Genomic DNA, 17688 nt, shown 5'->3' on the forward strand with positions numbered 1-17688 from the left:
GTCGAGCGCGACCCGGGTCAGGGTCTCGTCCATCGGAATGAGAGCGTGGCCGTAGCGGGTGATCCCGGCCCGGTCGCCGAGGGCTTCGGCAATCGCCCGGCCGAGCGCGAGCCCGGTGTCCTCAACCGTATGGTGCGCATCAATATGGAGATCGCCCCTGGCCGCAAGGTCGAGATCGAAGAGCGCATGCTTTGCGAGCTGGTCGAGCATGTGGTCGAAGAAGCCGATGCCGGTTGCGATCCGGCGCGCGCCCGTGCCGTCGAGGCCGAGCCGCACGTCGATGGCAGTCTCGCTGGTCTTGCGGTGGATCGTGGCACGGCGGGCAGACATGGGCCAGGCGTTAGGGCGGCTGCGCCCTGCCTTCAACCTCTGTCGGCAAGCTGGCGGGCCTCGTCGGCCTGCACGAGGCGAAGCGCGGTTTCGACGCCGCGGCCCTCGGGCAGCGCCTCGCCCTTGCGGTCGGCACCAAGCTCGCCGAGTTTCCGGCCGGTCACCAGCACGCGGCCCTCGACCGAGCCGACGAACTCGTTCCACGCCCGCGCGGTGTCGTCGAGGTTCTTTCCAACCTTGTTCATTTTTCCGGCCATGATCTTGAGGCGCTCGTAGAGCTCCGCCCCAAGTTCGCCGATGGCGCGCGACTCCTTCGCCATCTTCTCCTGCCGCCACACCATCGCGACCACGCGCGCAATGGCGAGCAGGTTGGTCGGGCCGACGAGCAGGACCCGGCGTTCCATGGCCCAGAGATGAATTTCCGGGTCTTCCTCGAGCGCGGCAGTCAGGAAATTCTCGCCCGGCACGAACATGAGGACGAAGTCCGGCGCGTCGGCGAACTGGTTCCAGTAGGCCTTTTCGGCAAGCGATTTCGCATGCGCCCTGACCCGCGCGGCGTGGCGGGCACGGGCCTCGGCACGCTCGCGATCGGAGGTCGCTTCCTGCGCTGCCAAATGGTCGTCGAGCGCGCATTTTGCATCCACCACGAGCTGGCGCCCGCCGGGCAGGAGGATGATCGCGTCCGGCTGACTCGCCTTGCCATCGCCGTCGGTCACGCGCGTCTGGATCGTGAAGTCGATCCCTTCGGCAAGCCCGCCCACCTCGAGCACACGGCGAAGTTGTGCCTCGCCCCAGGCCCCGGTCGCCTTCGCCGAGCCCTTGAGCGCGGCGACAATCCGGCCCGCCTCGGCGCGCATCGCCTGCTCGGCCTTCGCAAGCGCCAGCAGCTGCTCCGAAAGCGCGCCATAGGCCTGTTCGCGCTTGGTATCGAGCGCCTTCAGCTCGGTCTCGAACTGGCTCAGCGTCTGGCGCACCGGCTGGATCAGCTCGGAGAGCGCCACCTTGCTCTCCGCGAGCCCCTTCTCGGCCTCGGCGCGGTGCAGCTTCAGCGTCTCTGACGCCTGCTGAGTGAAAAGCTCCTGGGCCTTTGCGAGCGCCTCTCCGGCCAGACGCTGGAACTCGCCCTGCAGCTGGGCAAGCTGCCGCGCATGCGCTTGGTCCCGCTCGGCTGCTATTGCTTCGACGGCAGCGAGCTTCGCCTCCAGCTCGGCGGCGCGGGCAAGCGCGGGCTCTGCCATTGCGAGCCGCGCGCGCAACCCCTCCACCTCGGTCGCGCGGCTGGCGAGATCCGCCCGCACCACACCAAGCGGCCGGCCCCAGGCCAGCCAGCCAAAGACCAGCGCCACCAAAAGCCCGAGCAGGCCGACAAGGAGAATCAGCAAGTTGCTCGCATCCATACAAGGAACATTAGGCGAACAACCTTGCCCATGTCACGCCCTTTCGCCATGATGCTGGCCGGAATGGAGGTCGCTCTTGCCCAATTTTGCGCGTTTCCCTCCTGGCCGTTCCAGCATAGGGGGGGATTGGCGCATGGCTGAACCCCTTTCTGACCAAAGGGCGATCGCGCTCTTCCTTGACATGCTTGTCGCGGAGCGGGGCGCGGCTTCCAATACCCAGCTCGCCTATGGCCGCGACCTTGCCCAAGCGTCGGCAGCGCTGGATGCTGGCCTCGTCGCGGCGGCCGAGCCAGACCTGCGCCGCCTTTTTGCCGGAATGGCTGGACTCGCCACGGCAACCCTTGCGCGCAAGCGCTCGGCACTGCGCCGCTTTTTCGGCTTTCTCGTTGCCGAGGGGTTGCGGGACGATGATCCGATGACAGCGATTGAACCGGTGCGACCAGGCCGGCCGCTGCCGCGGACGCTTGCGCTTGCCGAAGTCGAGGCGATGCTCGCCGAAGTGGCGCGCCGCGTGGAGGCGGAGCCGGGGCGCAGGTCTGACCGGCTCGCTGCCCTTTTTGAGCTCCTCTATGGTTCAGGCTTGCGCGCGTCCGAGCTCGTCGCCCTGCCGCGCAATGCGATCCGGGCCGGGGAACCGGTTGCGATCGTCTGCGGCAAGGGCGGACGCGAGCGGCTTGTCCCCGTGTCCCCGCCCGCGCTTGCAGCCGTTGCCCGCTGGCTTGCCCATGTGCCGAAGACGAGTCCCCATCTCTTCCCGTCGAGACGCGGCCATCTCTCCCGGGCCCAGCTGTTCAACCTGGTGCGTGAAGTTGCAACTGCGGCCGGCATCCCGCCTGAGCGCGTGTCCCCGCACGTGCTTCGCCACGCTTTTGCCACGCATATGCTCGAGAACGGCGCTGACTTGAGAAGCCTGCAGATCCTTCTCGGGCATGCCGACATTTCAACGACGGAGCGTTACACGCATGTGGCGACACGGCATCTGGTGGAGCTCGTCACCAGGCGGCACCCCCTGGCGCGGCGCCGAGCCGCAGCTGCAGACTGAGACCGCCCTCGACCGCTCCAGGGTCTTCTGCGAAAGCAGGCAGCTATGAGTCGCATGGGGGAGTCCACCCGGTCTGGAACCGTTGCCCATGTCAACCGGATCGCAACTGCGGTTCCGGCCCATGATGTGCACCGGGCGTTTGAGCGGTTTGTCGAGGATCTGCTGGGTGAGAGCCGGGAGCGGATCCTGTTCCGCCGGCTGGCCAGCCGGTCGGGAATCGAGCGCCGCTTCTCAACCATGGCGCCAGTCTATGATCCGGCCGGCTTTGTGACCGAGGCGGGCGGCTTCTACTTTCCTGGCAAGTTCCCGACGACGGCGCAGCGGATGAAGCGTTTCGCCGAAACAGCGCCTGACCTTGCCGCAGAAGCCGTGCAAAAGCTCGGCGTGGACCCGCAAGCGGTCACCCATCTTGTGGTTGCCTCATGCACGGGCTTCATGGCGCCAGGGCTTGACCAGGTCCTGATTGGAAGGACCGGGATGCGCGCCGATGTCGAGCGCACCGTCGTTGGCTTCATGGGGTGCTATGCTGCAGTCAATGCGCTGCGCTTGGCCCACCATATCGTCCGCTCTGATCCGGTCGCAAAGGTCGTCGTCGTCAATCTCGAGCTCTGCACCCTCCATTTCCAGGACACGCGCGATCTTGAAAGCCTGCTTTCGATGATGCTGTTCGGCGATGGGGCCAGTGCTGCGCTCGTGACTGCAGACGAGCAAGGCCTTGCCCTTGAGGATTTTCTCTCCATCGCGATTCCGGAAAGCGGCGGGCTCATCACCTGGGACATCGGTGATACGGGTTTCGACATTGGCTTGTCGGGCGAAGTGCCACGGCGGATCCAGGCTGCCATGGCTGAGGAAGACATAAGGAATGCGCCCGATGGGCTGCTGCGCGGTAAGCGACCGGAAGACTATGGTCTCTACGCGGTCCACGCCGGCGGTCGTGCTATTCTCGATGCCGTCGAGTCCGGGCTCAAGCTCGCTTCGGACCGGCTGGCAACCTCGCGCTCGGTGCTGCGCGATTTCGGCAACATGTCATCGGCAACCATCATGTTCATCCTCGAGCGCCTGCTGGCAGCCCCGCGCGCTGGCAACGGGCCTGAGGCGGGTCTTGCCATGGCCTTCGGCCCCGGGCTCGCCTGTGAAACCTTCCGCTTCCGCAGACTCTGAGTCGACTGCGCCGGAAGGAAGCCGCGGCGCTGGCCCCTTGTTTGTCTGGCGCGATCTTGCCCGCCGCGCCGACGAAGCGGAGTGGATGGACACCGAAGTCGTAAGCGAAGCGGAGTTCGCCTGCTGCCTCGCCGACCTTGAGACAGTGAACTGGCTGACGCTGGCGGCCCGGCCCACTCTCCGCTTCCTCGCCCGCCTTACCGCCAACTGGCCTGAAGGTTCCGAGCTGCGGCTGGTCGACGCTGGCTCAGGACAGGGCGGGATGTTGCGCCATATCCATGCGTGGGCGACACGGCGCGGCCTGGTGCCCCGGCTGACTGGAGTTGACCTCAACCCCCACGCTGCGGAAGCTGCAAAGGCAGCAACGCCATCCGACATGGCGATCGACTGGGTGACGGCCGATATCTTCGACATTGGCTCGGCCTTTGCGCCGCATGTCATTACCAGCGCGCTTTTCGCCCATCATCTCGACGATGAGGCCGTGGTCCGTTTCCTTGTCTGGATGGAGGCGACAGCGAGCCACGGCTGGTTTGTGAACGATCTCCACCGCCACGGGTTCGCCTATTATGGGTTTGCAGCGCTTGCGGGGGTGATGCGCTGGCATCCCCTTGTCCGCCACGACGGCCCGCTTTCGATCGCACGGGCGTTCACGCGGGCCGACTGGGTGCGCCTGCTCGCTGCTGCCGGAATTTCCGATGCAAAGGTCAGCTGGCACCTACCGTTCCGGCTTTGTGTCGAAAGGGTGCGGCCATGACGAGCAGAAGGAGGTCAGCTGCTGACGTGCTGGTGGCTGGTGGTGGCCTCGCCGGTGCAGCTACTGCCACCTGGCTTGCACGGGCTGGCCGCCAAGTCCGGCTTCTGGAGCGGGATGAGTGCCCCCAACACCGCATTTGCGGCGAGTTCCTTTCCTGGGAGGCGCAGGCGGCGCTTGCTGATCTTGGTGTCGATCTCGCTGCCCTCGGCGCCCTTACCATCCGCCATGTGCGGCTCGTTGCTGGCGCCAAGGCGGTGACATCACCGCTTGGCTTTACGGGTAAGTCGGTCACGCGCCGCCGCCTCGATGCCGCGCTCCTTGAGCGGGCTGCGGCGGCAGGCGTTGAAGTGATGCGGGGCTGCCAGGTCCGGGCACTCGCCCCCGATGGCGCACTCATGACCAGCCTAGGGCCGATGGCGGCGCCGGTCACCGTGGTGGCAACGGGAAAGCATGCGTTGCGCGGGGCATTCCGGTCGCATGCGGGCACATTGGACCACCAGCTCGGGTTCAAGAATTATTTCCGGCTTCGGCCTGCCATGCGCGAAGCGCTTGCCGATCATGTCGAGCTCATCCTGTTCGAAGGCGGCTATGCCGGGCTGCAGCTGGTGGAGCAGCATATGGCCAACCTCTGCCTGTTGGTCTCGGCCGAACGCTATCAGGCCGCCGGCGGTCGCTATGAGTCGCTTCTGGCCAGCTTGTGCGCGCAGTCTCCGCATCTTCGCGCACGGCTCGACGGGGCTTCACCGCTGCTCGATCGACCACTTGCCATCAGTCGCGTGCCCTATGGCTATGTCTGGCGGCCGAGACCAGACGCGCCGGCGATGCGCCTTCCGGTCGGCGACCAGGCAACTGTCATCCCGAGCTTCACCGGCGACGGCATGGGGCTCTCGCTTCATGGCGCCCGCCTTGCTGCACAGGCGATTCTCGACGGGCAGGGCGCGCCGGCCTATGCTCGGGCGCTGCTCCGCGATGCTGCACCCGCAGTCGCGCGCGCCACTTTTCTGCAGAAGTTTGTGGGCGAGGGGCCAGTCCGCCAGCGCGGGCTGGTCACCCTTGCCGGCATCGTGCCTGGCCTCCTCACCCTCTCGGCCCGGCTGACGAGGCTCAGGCCCGAAGCGGTCGCAGCGGTTGCTGCGGGCCGTCCAAACCGGATTGGAAGCTTCGCCTAGGGCCGATGCATGCGCCTATTTCAGGTGCTTGGCCAGATATTTGTTCATCTCAAACATGGTGCAGCTGTCGCGTCCGAACACGCGCTTTAGCGTTGCATCCGCGTTGATCCGCCGCTTGTCCTTGGAATCCTGCAGGTTGTTCGCCTTGATATAGTCCCACACGCGCTTGACCGCCTCGCCCCGCGCCACCGGCTCTTTGCCGACGATTGCCGCGAGCTCGTCCGAGGGCACAAGCGGTGTCTGCAGCGCATTCGGTTTCTTGCTTGCCATTGCTCCTTCTCCCTTCACCCAAAGACCGCAATCTTCCCACGGAGCCGCAGTCTCCGGGGCATAGTGGAGGCCATGCGCTGAAACTTTCTCTAAACTCAATGGGGGAGTTGCGTTTGGTGGCATAATTTCGCGTGCGCAGGTGCGGTCTCCTGCACAATCCAGCCGCGCCCAGGCGCAAGCAGCGGGCACATGCAAACATCATTAACATTCTTTCCCCTGCTATCGTGCTAGGATAAGTGCCCTTCGACGGATGGAGCCGACCATGCGCTGCGCAGTCGTGGATGATGACCGGGCCCAGGCCGAACTGGTGCGCACCCTTCTCGAGGATTCGGGGCATCATTGCGACATGATGACATCGGGTCGAATGCTCATCAGCCGGCTGCGCCATGAGACCTATGATCTCGTCGTGCTCGACTGGTGCATGCCGGGGTTCGATGGAGTCGAAGTGCTCCGGCTGCTCCGCCAGGGTCCTTACTCCGGGACGCCAGTGCTGATGCTCACCTCCCGGGCGGATCATGCGGATGTGGTAAGAGGCCTTGAGGCAGGTGCTGACGATTACATTGTCAAGCCGTTGGTGCCAGAAGTGTTCCTCGCCCGAGTCGAGGCCATCCACCGCCGGGCTGCAATGCAAAGGCCAGCCGCGCCGGTGGTCACCTTTGGCCCCTATAGCTTTGACCGGGCCAAGGAGACGGTGCGCTTCCATGACCGGGAAGTGAAGCTCACCTCCAAGGAATTTGCGCTAGCACTCACCTTCTTCGAGAATCTGGCACGACCGCTTGCGCGATCCTGGCTCCTTGAGACCGTCTGGGGGACAGCGGCCGACATTGAGTCGCGCACGCTTGACACCCATGTCTCCAAAATCCGCGCCAAACTTCACTTGCGCGCCGAGTCCGGCTACAGACTGCTTCCGGTCTATTCCCATGGCTACCGGCTTGAGCGTGCCGGTCCGCAGGCGGGCATGAATGCCGCGGTTTTGACAGGAACCCAGGAGGAGGCGCCCCCAGCCAGTCCATGATCCCCTACATCGCTCCACTTCTGCTGCTGATGACTTCTGCCTCCGTCCCGCATTGGGCGGCTGGGCCAGTCATGTTCGCGTCGGCAGCGGAAGGCGGGGACTTCGTCGTCTATGAGACCGGGCCTGGAGACACGCTGATTGCCCTTGCCGAAGCGCATTTCCGCGATCCTGCGCTCTGGCGCAATGCCCGCGCAGCGAATGCCCGGCTGCTTGCCAGCGTTGATCCCATGCGGCCGCTCTCCCCGGGCATGCGGCTGCGGCTTGATACGGCGTGGCTGCGCCGCACGCCGGCAAAGGCCGCAGTGACATCCTTCCGGGGCGACGTCCGCGTTCATGCAGGCGGCACAACCCGTCCGGCCCAAATCGGGCTCTTGGTCGGTGAAGGTGAAGGGGTTGAGACTGGCACGGCCGGGTTTGTGACGCTTCGTCTCCCCGACGGCAGCGAGATTTCGCTGCCGACTTCAAGCGCCATCCGTTTTGACCGGCTGCGCCGCTACAGCCTCAATGGTGCACTCGACCGGCGCATTCGGTTGATTTCAGGCGGCACGTCGGCCCGCGTGGTGCCACTTGCAGACCCCACCAGCCGGCACGAAGTGACAACCCCGGTCGGCGTTGCAGCCGTGCGCGGGACGGCGTTTCGGGTGCGCTACACGCCGGGCGCAGCGCGGGCGTCAGCAGGCGTCCTCGAAGGCCGGGTCGGCGTGACGGCCGGGGCCGCCCCCGAACGCCTGCTTCCCGCCGGCACTGGCCTCGTCTTCTCGGCTGCTGGTCCCGGCGCAGTCACTCCGCTGCCAGCACCTCCGGTCCCACTCGACATGCCAGCGTTGCAGGCGGGTGCGACGGCCCGCTTTGCCGTGCGGCCGGAAGCTGGCCGCACCTTCCGTGCCATCGTTGCGACCGACCCGGAGATGCGCGACCCGCTGGCGGAGATCGAGTCCGCCAATGGCCGCTTTGCCATCTCCGGCCTGGCCTCCGGCCGCTACCATCTTGTTGTTACTGCGGTGACAGCTGAGGGGCTGGAAGGGATGCCAGCCCATTTCAGCTTTGACATCTCCGAGCGCGCGGCCGCAGCGTCAGGGGGCGGGGCAGATCTCGCGTCGCCTGGCAACGGGGAGCCCGGCGCCGGGCAGGAGTCAGCAGGAAGAAGAGAGGCTGGTGGTCTGGAGGAGGCCTTTGCTGGACTTGTCCAGCCTGCGCCCGTTGCTCAAGTGTTGAGTGGGGGGCTGCTTGAGGAAGGCGATACAGCTGCAGGGCTCGAGTTGGCTGCGGCTGGCGGTGGCAACCCCCCACTGTGGTCGCTCGGGCCAGGCTTGGCCGCCCAGAAGCTGCCCGCTGTGCCGCTTTGGGGTGGATTGGGCAGCGGCTTCGGCCGGGCCATTGCGCTCACACTTCCTGCCGCGCCGCCTGCTTCGTCTACCCCACGCCTTCTTGAACCGGGCCCCCTCCTTCCGGTTCCTGGCGGAGTGGTGCCACCAGTTCACACCGACCCTGGTTCCCCCCTGCCTGTTCCGCCCTCGCTTCCGCCAGGGTTGCCCGGACGGGCGCCGGCCCTTGCCCTCGTGCCTGAGCCCGCGACCTGGGCGCTCGTCATCACGGGCTTCGGGATGATCGGTCTGGGCCTGAGAGCGCGCCGTGCGCAGCGCGCGGCCAATGGCAGGAGAGCGGGTGCGCCCTGAACCGCGCCCGCGCGCCGAAGCAGGGCAGGAGAATCGCGCTTCTGCGATCGGGAGGCTTGGTCGGCTGACCGCCAAGCGCGGCCTGCTCTTCGAGTGGGTGGGACTGCTCTTGGCAGCGATTGTGGCGGTCGGCATCGCGACCTGGACCCGGCCGTTCGAGCGGCTCGACAATCTGCTCTACGATGCGGTGCTCCGCCTCAAGCCACGAACCCCGTCAGCCGACATCCAAATCGTTGCCATCGACAACCGCAGCTTGCAGGCGCTCGGCGAGTGGCCCTGGCCGCGGCGGCGGCATGCCGAGCTCATCGACCGGCTGCGGGAGGCCGGAGCTGCAGTCATTGGCTACGATGTCCTCTTTCTAGAGCCTTCCGCCAGTGCTGCCGATGATGTTGCCCTTGCCGATGCGATTGCCCGGGCTGGCAATGTCGTCTTGCCCTACCTCATCGACGTGCCCGGAACGGATGGTCGCGCATCCGACTTGCTTCTGCCCACTGGAGCGCTGGCACAGGCGGCAGCAGCAGTCGGCCATGCGAGCCTCAGGCCCGACCGGGACGGGGTTCTTCGCGCAGTTGAGCATCTCTCGCTTGCTGACGGGACGCCACTGCCGCATTTTGTCGATGTGGTCGCCGCCCGGGCCAGTGGTGCACCAGTTGGCGCCGTGCTGCCGCCACAGGGTGCCCGGCTGTTCGGCACACGCGAGGTTCGGATCCGCTTCGCGCCGGCTCCCGGTGGCTACCGCCATGCCTCGTTCATCGACGTTCTTCAGGGCCGGATCCCGCGCGCCTATCTGGCTGGCCGGATTATCCTGGTCGGTGCGACGGGCGCCGGCTTGGGCGACCGGTTTGCAACGCCCGTCTCGGGCCAGGCGGAGACGATGGCTGGTGTCGAGCTTCTGGCCAATGCCCTCGACAGTGCCCGCAGCAACGACGTGATCCGGGTGGTCACGCCGCCTGTGCAGCTCGCTTTTGCGCTTGCGCCTGTGCTGCTGCTGATGACGGGCCTGCTTCTGCTGCGGCCACGGACCAATCTTTGGATCGGCGCGGGACTTTCGATCGCTGTCCTTGCCACCTCGGCCTCTCTGGTGTTGGGCGGCTGGTGGGTGCCGCCGGCCAATGCGCTGGTCGCGCTGATGCTTCTGTTTCCGCTCTGGGGTTGGCGCCGGCTCGATTTTGCCAACCGCTACATGGCAACCGAGCTTGAAGCACTGGCCGGCGAAGGCGGTTTCCTGCGCGGCGAGCGCGAGGTGCCAGTGGGGGACCCGGTCGAGCGGCAGGTCGCCCTCATGCACGGTGCCATTGAGGATGTGCGGAACCTCAAGCGGTTCATTGCGGAATCGCTCGACAGCCTTCCTGATGCAACGCTGGTCACCGACCTCGACGGCCGCGTCCTCATCGTCAATGAGGCAGCGCGCGCGCTTCTTTCACCCTATTTCGGCGGTGATCCCGAAGGCGCGCCTGTTGCTGACGTCCTTGGAGCGTTTGCGCCAGTACTCGCCGATGGCGAGGCCGAGGTCCTCCCGTCCCTGGCACGGCTTGGCCCCGGTGCCATGCCAGCCGAGGAGCCGTGCGAATGGCGGCTCACGGACGGCCGAGTCCTTGACGTGCGCTTTGCTTTCTTCTCCGATGACCGGGGGGCACCGTTGGGGTGGATCCTGCGCCTTGCTGACATCACGCGCCTGCGCGCGGCCGAGCGCCAGCGCGAAGAGGCGCTGAAGCTTTTGACCCACGACATGCGCAGCCCCCAAGCCTCGATCCTCGCACTTCTTGCAACCGAGGCCAGGGCGCTTCCCCCGGCGTTGGCGGATCGCATCGCGCGCTACGCGCGCCAGACTCTCGAACTTGCCGACCAGTATGTCCAGTTTGCTCGTGCCGGAACCGTCACGCCCTCGATGGCATTGATGGATCTCGCCGAGGCGCTGGTCGATGCCGTCGATGACCTCTGGCCGCAGGCGCACACTCGTGGCGTGCGCATGGCAACCGATCTGCCGGAGATCGAGGTGCTGGTCCGGGGCGACCGGGCGCTTCTCACCCGCTCGATCCAGAACCTTCTTGGCAATGCGCTCAAATACGGCGGTGGCAGTCCCGTTCGCGCGTCGATTGAGCTCGAATGTGGCCAAGCGCGGCTGACAGTACGAGATTGGGGGCCTGGAATTGCCGCAAGTGACCTCACTCTCGTCTGGGAGCCGTTCCACCGTCTCGCCCCGGCCGAGGGGCAGCCGGCGGAAGCAGGTGCCGGCCTCGGTCTTCCCTTCGTGAAGCGCGTGGTCGAGCGGCACGGTGGGCAGGTGTTCGCACACTCGACCCCAGGCGCGGGAGCCGCCTTCGGGTTCGTGCTCCCGCTGGCCAGCGAAGACCGCTGATCAGCAGGGCTTAAGCTGCAGTCCGGATCCCAGCACCCGCTGCCAGAGCCCGAGCTGCATCATAATCGGGCTTGCCATTAGGGGCGCGCGGCACCTTCTCAACCAGCACCACGCGCTTGGGCGCCTTGTAATGCGCATGGCTCGCCTTCACATGAGCGATGAGTTCTGCCTCGGTGACTGGCGCCCGGCTCTCGGCAACAGCAGTGACCGCCTGGCCCCAGGTCTCGTCGGGAACGCCGAAGACGAGGGCATCCTCGACGGCCGGGTGCGTCTTCAGCGCTTCCTCCACCTCCTCGGGGAAAACTTTTTCGCCGCCAGTGTTGATGCACTGCGAACCGCGTCCAAGCAGGACAATACTGCCATCGGTGTCGAGCATCGCAAAATCGCCAGGGATGGTATAGCGCCGTCCGTCGATCTCCACGAACGTCTTCGCGCTCTTCTCCGGATCTTTCCAGTAGCCGAGCGGAACCAAGCCGGTGCGGGCAATGCGGCCGATCTTGCCCGAGCCCGGCGCGATTGGGCGCATGTCTTCATCAAGAACGATCGTGTTGGGATCGTGCTGGAACCGGGTTGGAGCATCTGGCGCTGCAGATGTCGAGACCGACGTCCCATAGCCAAGCCCTTCGGACGAGCCATAGCTGTCGACACACATGAGGTTGGGGGCATGGCGCAGCAGACCCGCCTTCACTTCCGGGGACCACATGGTGCCCGACGAGATCATAACCTTCAGACTGTCGAGCGCGCCCGCCACTGCGCTGCCGCCGGCCTCGAGGGCGCGCAAGATGGGCCGGGCGAAGGCATCCCCGACGATGACAGCGAGATCGGGTCGATGAAATGCCGCAAGCCGCAGCGCATCTTCCGCATCGAAGCTGCGCTTCGCCTGGGTGATGACCGTGCCGCCGAGCGCCAGGGCGTAAATCCCCATGAGAAGCCCGGTGCCGTGCATGAGTGGTGGCAAAACCAGCGCCTTGCGCCGCGCCGGGTTGGCAAGAACAGCTTCCACATGCGCCCCCAGCGAAGCCGGAGGCTCGGAAAACAGCGCTGGCGCCCCGCCGCCGAGCAGCGTGAAAATGGCGCCCTGCTCCCACATCACGCCCTTGGGCATGCCCGTCGTGCCGCCAGTGTAGATGAAGAAGAGGTCACCGTAGCGATGGTCAGCGTCGATCGGCTCGGCCGGCCCCTCCGTCGCTGCGGCGAAGGCTCCGGCCCAGGCTGGCGGCGTGCCCCCCACCTGCAGCCAGAGCCTTACCTGCGGGAGCGCGTGGCGGATCTCCTCCATCAAGCCGGCGAACTCGGCGTCAAACACGACAACATGGGCGTCCGAATTGTCGAGGATATAGTGCAGCTCGGCGGCGGCATAGCGGTAGTTGACATTGACATGCACCATCCGCGCCTTGAACGCGGCCCCGGTCGTCAGAAGATAGGCCGGCGAATTGCGCATGAGGTGGGCGACCTTGCTGTCTGGCCCGGCGCCAGCGGCCAGGAACGCCCGGGCCAAGGCGTTCGTCATGCGGTCGTAGCTTGCCCAGTCGATGACGGTGTCGCCATGGATGAGCGCCGGCGCGCTGCCGAGCCTGCTCCCGAGCGCCTCATAGACTTGGCCGAACGTCCACATGCCGCACCTCCCGCACCATCCCTTCTCGTCAATCTGGCGAGGGTGGCGCAGCCATGCAACCCGCTGCTATTCGTGAGGGTCGAGGGAGTGGGCGATGCGGGCGTGGCGGGTGGCGGAGCTTCGGGGGATCGACGCGCTCACCCTCGCCGATGTTCCCGAGCCGCCGCCCCCGGGCCCCGGCGAGGCGACGGTTGCGATGGTTGCCGTCGGCCTCAACTATCCCGATCTCCTCATGCTTTCCGGCGGCTACCAATATCGGCCTGCGCTTCCCTTCACGCCGGGCATGGAAGGCGTGGGGCGGGTGATTGCCGTCGGCGAGGGAGTAGCAGCCGATCTGCTCGGCGCCCGCATGCTGGTCGGTGGGCGCACCGGCCTCCTTGCCGAGCGGATCACAGTTCCGCTCGCCCAGCTCCGGCCGGCGCCGGAAAGCCTGTCCGACAGCGAGGCGGCGGGCTTCACCACAGGGGCACTGACCGCCCATGTTGCGCTGGTGGCGCGCGGTGGTCTCGAGGCAGGCGAGCGCCTCCTCGTGCTCGGTGCCGGCGGCGGGATGGGTCTTGCCGCGGTTGCGATGGGGGCCGCACTCGGCGCCCATGTTGTTGCGGCGGCTTCGGCATCGGAAAAGCTCGCCGCCGCTTGCGCTGCGGGCGCGCACGAGACCTTGCTGCTCGACCGCGCTGTACCCGACCTCGCGAGCGTCAGGAGGCGTTGCAACCTCGTCTTCGACCCGGTCGGCGGTGCGCTTGTTCTTCCTGCGCTTTCGGCGTTGGCATGGGGCGGGCGTTATCTTGTCATCGGCTTCGTTGGCGGCCCGCCGGTCGCACTGCCGTTGAACCTGGTGCTTCTGAAGGGCGTGTCCATCATCGGCGTGCGCGCAGGCGAGGCCGGCCGGCAAGACCCGGAGGCCGGCCGCCGCCACCTCCATGCGATTGATGCTCTTGCCGAGGCTGGCAAGCTCCGCCCCCATGTCGGGTGTGAGCTTCCCCTTGCGGAAGCGCCTGAGGCCTTCCGCGCCATGGCGGCAGGGACACTTATCGGCAAGGCCGTCATCCGCTGCGACGGCTGACCGCAGGCCATTGCTGCGATTGACCGGAGGCCAGCGCTGGGGCAAAAGGTTCACGTCGGTCGCGGGGGGCACCTCGCGAGCAGATGCGCGGGAGAGAGTTCGGCCTTCCGGAAAAGGCCGAGCCGCCGAAGGAGCAACCGCCCCCGGAATCTCTCAGGCAAAAGGACCGCGCGCCTGCCATCCCGCCGACAGTCTGGAAAGCGCTCCGGGGAACTGGGGCCGCCGAAGGGGTAAGCGGCCGAGCCGGCGGAAGCCGGGGGTTCGCGAAAGCTCTCAGGTCTCGTGACAGGCGGGGGCGGGCGGGCGGCGTCTTGCTGTCCGGCTGCGCGGGATGCGGGATGGCCGTCGATCCAAACCTGAAGCGTCTTCCGCTTGATTTGCTCCACCGCCAGCTCGGCGGGCGGATGGTCCCTTTCGCCGGCTATGCCATGCCAGTCCAATACCCAGAGGGCGTAATCGCCGAGCATCGCTGGACGCGGGCGCACGCCGGCCTTTTCGACGTCTCCCATATGGGCCAGCTGACCATTTCCGGCCCCGGTGCGGCCGCCTGGCTTGAGACGCTCTGCCCCGGTGACTTCCTCGGCCTTCCGAAGGGGCGCATGCGCTATTCGCTGCTGCTCGCCGAAGACGGCGGCATTCTTGACGATCTCATGGTCACCAACGGTGGGGAGCATCTCCATCTCGTCGTCAATGGCGCGACCAAGGCCGCCGACATCGCCCACCTGCACGCCCGGCTCGCGCCTGGCCTTGCGCTTGTCCATCGTGAGGATCTTGCACTTCTCGCTCTGCAGGGGCCGGAAGCTGCTGCCGTGCTTGTCCGGCTTGGCGTTGTGCCCGAGGGGGTCGGTACGCCTTCCGTTGAGGCGCTCAAATTCATGGCTGCCAGTCCTTATCGCTGGCAGGATGTGAAGCTTTCCATCTCACGCTCCGGCTACACGGGCGAAGACGGCTTCGAGATTTCCGTCGAAGCAGCTGCAGCCGCGCAGCTGGCCGAGGCTCTGCTCGCCGATCCAGAGGTCAAGCCCATCGGCCTGGGTGCACGCGATTCGCTTCGGCTCGAAGCTGGGCTTCCGCTCTATGGCCATGATCTTACGCCTGAAACCGAGCCCGTGGAAGCCGGCCTCGCCTTCGCCATTTCCAAGCGACGCAAGCGGGAAGGCGGCTTTCCGGGCGCAGCGCGGATCTTGCGCGCGCTCTTTGATGGCCCGGCGAGGAAGCGCGTTGGCCTCAGGCCCGAAGGCCGCCAGCCTGTGCGTGAGGGCGCAATCATCCATGCTGGTGACAAGGAGGTCGGGGTGGTGACGTCAGGCGGCTTCGGCCCGTCCGTCGGTGGGCCGATCGCCATGGGGATGGTTGCGTCAACGCATGCAGCCGATGGCACTGCGCTTGAAATCGAGGTCAGGGAGAGGCGGCTTCCAGCGCGCGTTGTCCCGCTTCCCTTCTGGCAGAAAAACTACGCACGCTGAGGGAGTTCGACATGCGCTACTACACCGCCCAGGATGAGTGGATCGAAGTCGAGGGAAGGAGCGCGACCGTCGGCATCACCGAGTATGCGCAAGGCCAGCTTGGCGACATCGTCTTTGTCGAGCTGCCCGAGCCTGGCCGGGTTGTCGAGCGCGGCAAGGAGGCAGCCGTCGTGGAATCCGTCAAGACTGCAGCTGATGTCTATGCGCCAGTCTCAGGCACGGTGACCGAGGTCAATGCGGCGCTTGCTGATAATCCTGCGCTCGTGAACGAACAGGCAGAAGGCGAGGGCTGGTTCTTTCGCCTCACCCTTTCCGACCCGTCTGAACTCGAGGGGCTGATGGACAGAGCCGCCTACGAGGCCTTCCTCGGTACCCGCTGATGCGCAGGAACGCGGCCGTCGGTCATGTGCCTGCCGGCCTCAGGCCAGCGCTGAGCGCGGGTGCGCGTGCAGCCGGCAGTGCGAAATCGCGGATGCCTGCGCCAAGCCATATCAAGCCCGACTGTTCGATCCTGGCAGCGCCGGCGCCAGAGCTTGCCGTGGCACTCCCATGCGGCCCCTTGATCGCTGATACTCGCTGCCTGCGCTGGCAGGCTCGAACGCCTGGAGACTGCTGATGCGCTACCTGCCTCTCACTCCTGAAGACCGTGCCGCAATGCTAAAAGCGGTAGGTGCTGCCTCGATCGACGATCTCTTCGTCGACGTGCCCGAGGAGGCCCGCCTAGCCGGCCCAATCGAAGGTCTTCCCCGTCACATGCCCGAAATGCTGGTCGAGCGCGAGCTCCGCCGCCTTGCCGGGCGCAACATGGCTGCGGCCGACCACCCCTTCTTCCTCGGCGCCGGCGCCTACCGCCACCATGTGCCGGCAAGCGTCGACCATCTCATCCAGCGCGGCGAGTTCCTGACTTCCTACACGCCCTACCAGCCGGAAATCGCGCAAGGGACTCTGCAATATCTCTTCGAGTTCCAGACCCAGGTCGCCCGCCTGTTCGCAATGGAGGTCGCCAATGCCTCGATGTATGATGGCTCAACCGCGATGACCGAGGCCATCTTCATGGCCCGGCGGGTCACAAGGCGGGCGAAGACCCTCGTCTCGGCCGGGGTCCACCCCCATTATGTCCGCGCCGCCCGAACGCTCGCCCGCTTCACCGGGGACCAGCTCGTCACCGGCGCGCCAGAACCCGCGCGTCAGCCGCCAGGCGATGATCTTGCCGCACTTCTGGAGGGCATCGATAGCGAGACCAGTGCGGTCGTGGTGCAATATCCCGATGTCTTCGGCCATATCGCCGATCTCTCGGAGCTTGCCGCGGCAGCCCACGCAAAGGGCGCGCTCCTCATCGTCGTGGTGACCGAGGTGGTCGCGCTCGGCGCGATCCGCGCACCCGGCGAGATGGGCGCCGACATCGTCGTGGGCGAAGGCCAGTCGCTCGGGGTCGGCCTCCAGTTCGGCGGGCCCCACCTCGGCCTGTTCGCAGCGCGGGAGAAGCATGTCCGGCAGATGCCAGGGCGCCTTACCGGCGAGACCGTCGATGCGGAAGGCCGCCGCGGCTTCGTGCTCACCCTTTCAACGCGCGAGCAGCACATCCGCCGGGAGAAGGCGACGAGCAACATCTGCACCAATTCGGGCCTCATGAGCCTCGCCTTCACCATCCACCTCACCCTGCTCGGCGAAAAGGGGCTGAGGCACCTCGCGCAGCTCAATCACGCCCGCGCCTGCCAGACGGCCGATCGGCTCGCCGCCATCCCCGGAGTCGAGCTGCTGACCCCCTGCTTCTTCAACGAGTTCGCCATCCGCCTCCCGGTCCCGGCCCGCGCCGCGCTCCGGGACATGGCCGGGATGGGCGTGCTCGGCGGGGTTGCTGCAACACGGCTGTGGCCGGAGCACCCTGGCCTTGCCAATGTTCTTCTGGTCGCCGCGACCGAGTGCGTCGCACCCTCCGACATCGACGCGCTCGCGCGCGCGCTCACCGAAACCCTTGCCACGGAGTATGCCGGCGCATGAGCATTCTTGGCACCCAACGCCCCACTGCACCAGCGGCTGCTGCTGCGTCCACCGCACCCACATTCTCCGGCAACCGTGCCCTGATGCTGGAAGAGCCCCTCATCTTCGAGCTGGGTGACACGACGACCTCTGGTGTTGATCTCGAGCCCGTCCCCGAGCACCAGTCCCGCCTCGCCGGCCTCGAGCGGCGCGGCACCATCGGTCTTCCTGGCCTCGCTGAGGGGGAAGCCGTCCGCCACTATACGCGGCTGTCGCGGCAGAATTACGGGATCGACCTTGGCCTGTTCCCGCTTGGCTCCTGCACCATGAAGCACAACCCGCGCTTGAACGAGAAGCTGGCGCGGCTTCCCGGCTTTGCCGACATCCA

14 protein-coding genes, 2 pseudogenes and 2 riboswitches are annotated in these 17688 nt (G+C 66.5%); of the genes and pseudogenes, 12 read left to right on the plus strand and 4 right to left on the minus strand.

The window, feature by feature from the left end:
• A pseudogene (locus ACWIQA_RS04295) lies at positions 1-330 on the minus strand (imidazoleglycerol-phosphate dehydratase); the annotation flags it as partial.
• A 32-nt stretch (positions 331-362) separates the two neighbouring features.
• Complete coding sequence (locus tag ACWIQA_RS04300) at positions 363-1727, minus strand: DNA recombination protein RmuC (protein WP_448581833.1); 1365 nt, start codon at positions 1725-1727, stop codon at positions 363-365.
• A gap of 133 nt (positions 1728-1860) precedes the next feature.
• Here ACWIQA_RS04300 and ACWIQA_RS04305 point away from each other — a divergent pair, with 133 nt between their 5' ends.
• The 4 genes from ACWIQA_RS04305 to ACWIQA_RS04320 are packed head-to-tail and all read left to right on the plus strand — an operon-like array spanning position 1861 to position 5853.
• Positions 1861-2769, plus strand: coding sequence for a tyrosine-type recombinase/integrase (locus ACWIQA_RS04305; RefSeq protein WP_448581834.1), 909 nt, complete (start codon positions 1861-1863; stop codon positions 2767-2769).
• 45 nt (positions 2770-2814) lie between these two features.
• Positions 2815-3930 (plus strand): type III polyketide synthase, encoded by a 1116-nt coding sequence (locus ACWIQA_RS04310; protein WP_448581835.1) that lies wholly within the window; start codon positions 2815-2817, stop codon positions 3928-3930.
• 37 nt (positions 3931-3967) lie between these two features.
• Positions 3968-4684 carry a methyltransferase domain-containing protein gene (locus tag ACWIQA_RS04315; protein ID WP_448581836.1) on the plus strand — a complete coding sequence of 239 codons (717 nt, stop codon included), beginning with the start codon at positions 3968-3970 and terminating at the stop codon, positions 4682-4684.
• Positions 4681-5853 (plus strand): NAD(P)/FAD-dependent oxidoreductase, encoded by a 1173-nt coding sequence (locus tag ACWIQA_RS04320; protein WP_448581837.1) that lies wholly within the window; start codon positions 4681-4683, stop codon positions 5851-5853. Before ACWIQA_RS04315 ends, ACWIQA_RS04320 begins: the two co-directional genes overlap by 4 nt.
• A gap of 15 nt (positions 5854-5868) precedes the next feature.
• Here the strand turns inward: ACWIQA_RS04320 and ACWIQA_RS04325 are convergent, their stop codons facing one another.
• Positions 5869-6123, minus strand: a complete 255-nt coding sequence (locus ACWIQA_RS04325) for an SWIB/MDM2 domain-containing protein (RefSeq protein ID WP_448581838.1) — start codon at positions 6121-6123, stop codon at positions 5869-5871.
• A gap of 262 nt (positions 6124-6385) precedes the next feature.
• Here ACWIQA_RS04325 and ACWIQA_RS04330 point away from each other — a divergent pair, with 262 nt between their 5' ends.
• From ACWIQA_RS04330 to ACWIQA_RS04340, 3 genes are read left to right on the plus strand one after another with little or no spacing between them, the layout of a single operon-like run.
• Positions 6386-7138 carry a response regulator transcription factor gene (locus tag ACWIQA_RS04330; RefSeq protein WP_448581839.1) on the plus strand — a complete coding sequence of 251 codons (753 nt, stop codon included), beginning with the start codon at positions 6386-6388 and terminating at the stop codon, positions 7136-7138.
• Positions 7135-8814, plus strand: a complete 1680-nt coding sequence (locus ACWIQA_RS04335) for a FecR domain-containing protein (RefSeq protein ID WP_448581840.1) — start codon at positions 7135-7137, stop codon at positions 8812-8814. Before ACWIQA_RS04330 ends, ACWIQA_RS04335 begins: the two co-directional genes overlap by 4 nt.
• The gene (locus tag ACWIQA_RS04340; protein WP_448581841.1) at positions 8804-11173 is read left to right on the plus strand and encodes a CHASE2 domain-containing protein; all 2370 of its coding nucleotides are present in this window, start codon (positions 8804-8806) and stop codon (positions 11171-11173) included. Before ACWIQA_RS04335 ends, ACWIQA_RS04340 begins: the two co-directional genes overlap by 11 nt.
• 10 nt (positions 11174-11183) lie before the next feature.
• On the opposite strand, the gene ACWIQA_RS04345 is transcribed toward ACWIQA_RS04340, so the two are convergent.
• Positions 11184-12788 (minus strand): AMP-binding protein, encoded by a 1605-nt coding sequence (locus tag ACWIQA_RS04345; RefSeq protein WP_448581842.1) that lies wholly within the window; start codon positions 12786-12788, stop codon positions 11184-11186.
• Positions 12789-12882: 94 nt separating this feature from the next.
• On the opposite strand from ACWIQA_RS04345, the gene ACWIQA_RS04350 reads away from it, so the two are divergent.
• The 5 genes and pseudogenes from ACWIQA_RS04350 to ACWIQA_RS04370 all read left to right on the plus strand — a co-directional run.
• Positions 12883-13854: a zinc-binding dehydrogenase gene (locus ACWIQA_RS04350; RefSeq protein ID WP_448581843.1), complete on the plus strand. Its 972-nt coding sequence runs from the start codon at positions 12883-12885 to the stop codon at positions 13852-13854.
• A 78-nt stretch (positions 13855-13932) separates the two neighbouring features.
• A riboswitch (glycine riboswitch) is annotated at positions 13933-14033 on the plus strand.
• 4 nt (positions 14034-14037) lie between these two features.
• A riboswitch (glycine riboswitch) is annotated at positions 14038-14153 on the plus strand.
• Between the two features lie 39 nt (positions 14154-14192).
• Complete coding sequence (gene gcvT / locus ACWIQA_RS04355) at positions 14193-15320, plus strand: glycine cleavage system aminomethyltransferase GcvT (protein WP_448581844.1); 1128 nt, start codon at positions 14193-14195, stop codon at positions 15318-15320.
• 11 nt (positions 15321-15331) lie between these two features.
• Positions 15332-15700, plus strand: a complete 369-nt coding sequence (gene gcvH / locus ACWIQA_RS04360; protein WP_448581845.1) for a glycine cleavage system protein GcvH — start codon at positions 15332-15334, stop codon at positions 15698-15700.
• 235 nt (positions 15701-15935) lie between these two features.
• Positions 15936-17321, plus strand: a complete 1386-nt coding sequence (gene gcvPA, locus ACWIQA_RS04365) for an aminomethyl-transferring glycine dehydrogenase subunit GcvPA (RefSeq protein ID WP_448581846.1) — start codon at positions 15936-15938, stop codon at positions 17319-17321.
• Positions 17318-17688 (plus strand): annotated as a pseudogene (locus tag ACWIQA_RS04370) (aminomethyl-transferring glycine dehydrogenase subunit GcvPB); the annotation flags it as partial. The gene gcvPA and the pseudogene ACWIQA_RS04370, both read left to right, overlap by 4 nt.

The sequence above is a fragment of the Thermaurantiacus sp. genome (assembly GCF_053487655.1).

Bases quoted from the DNA above. Each gene is read 5' to 3' on its own strand.
- ACWIQA_RS04300 (WP_448581833.1), bottom strand. From the start codon at position 1,727: ATGGATGCGAGCAACTTGCTGATTCTCCTTGTCGGCCTGCTCGGGCTT.
- ACWIQA_RS04305 (WP_448581834.1), top strand. From the start codon at position 1,861: ATGGCTGAACCCCTTTCTGACCAAAGGGCGATCGCGCTCTTCCTTGAC.
- ACWIQA_RS04310 (WP_448581835.1), top strand. From the start codon at position 2,815: ATGAGTCGCATGGGGGAGTCCACCCGGTCTGGAACCGTTGCCCATGTC.
- ACWIQA_RS04320 (WP_448581837.1), top strand. From the start codon at position 4,681: ATGACGAGCAGAAGGAGGTCAGCTGCTGACGTGCTGGTGGCTGGTGGT.
- ACWIQA_RS04325 (WP_448581838.1), bottom strand. From the start codon at position 6,123: ATGGCAAGCAAGAAACCGAATGCGCTGCAGACACCGCTTGTGCCCTCG.
- ACWIQA_RS04330 (WP_448581839.1), top strand. From the start codon at position 6,386: ATGCGCTGCGCAGTCGTGGATGATGACCGGGCCCAGGCCGAACTGGTG.
- ACWIQA_RS04335 (WP_448581840.1), top strand. From the start codon at position 7,135: ATGATCCCCTACATCGCTCCACTTCTGCTGCTGATGACTTCTGCCTCC.
- ACWIQA_RS04345 (WP_448581842.1), bottom strand. From the start codon at position 12,788: ATGTGGACGTTCGGCCAAGTCTATGAGGCGCTCGGGAGCAGGCTCGGC.
- ACWIQA_RS04350 (WP_448581843.1), top strand. From the start codon at position 12,883: ATGCGGGCGTGGCGGGTGGCGGAGCTTCGGGGGATCGACGCGCTCACC.
- gcvT (WP_448581844.1), top strand. From the start codon at position 14,193: ATGGCCGTCGATCCAAACCTGAAGCGTCTTCCGCTTGATTTGCTCCAC.
- gcvH (WP_448581845.1), top strand. From the start codon at position 15,332: ATGCGCTACTACACCGCCCAGGATGAGTGGATCGAAGTCGAGGGAAGG.
- gcvPA (WP_448581846.1), top strand. From the start codon at position 15,936: ATGCGCTACCTGCCTCTCACTCCTGAAGACCGTGCCGCAATGCTAAAA.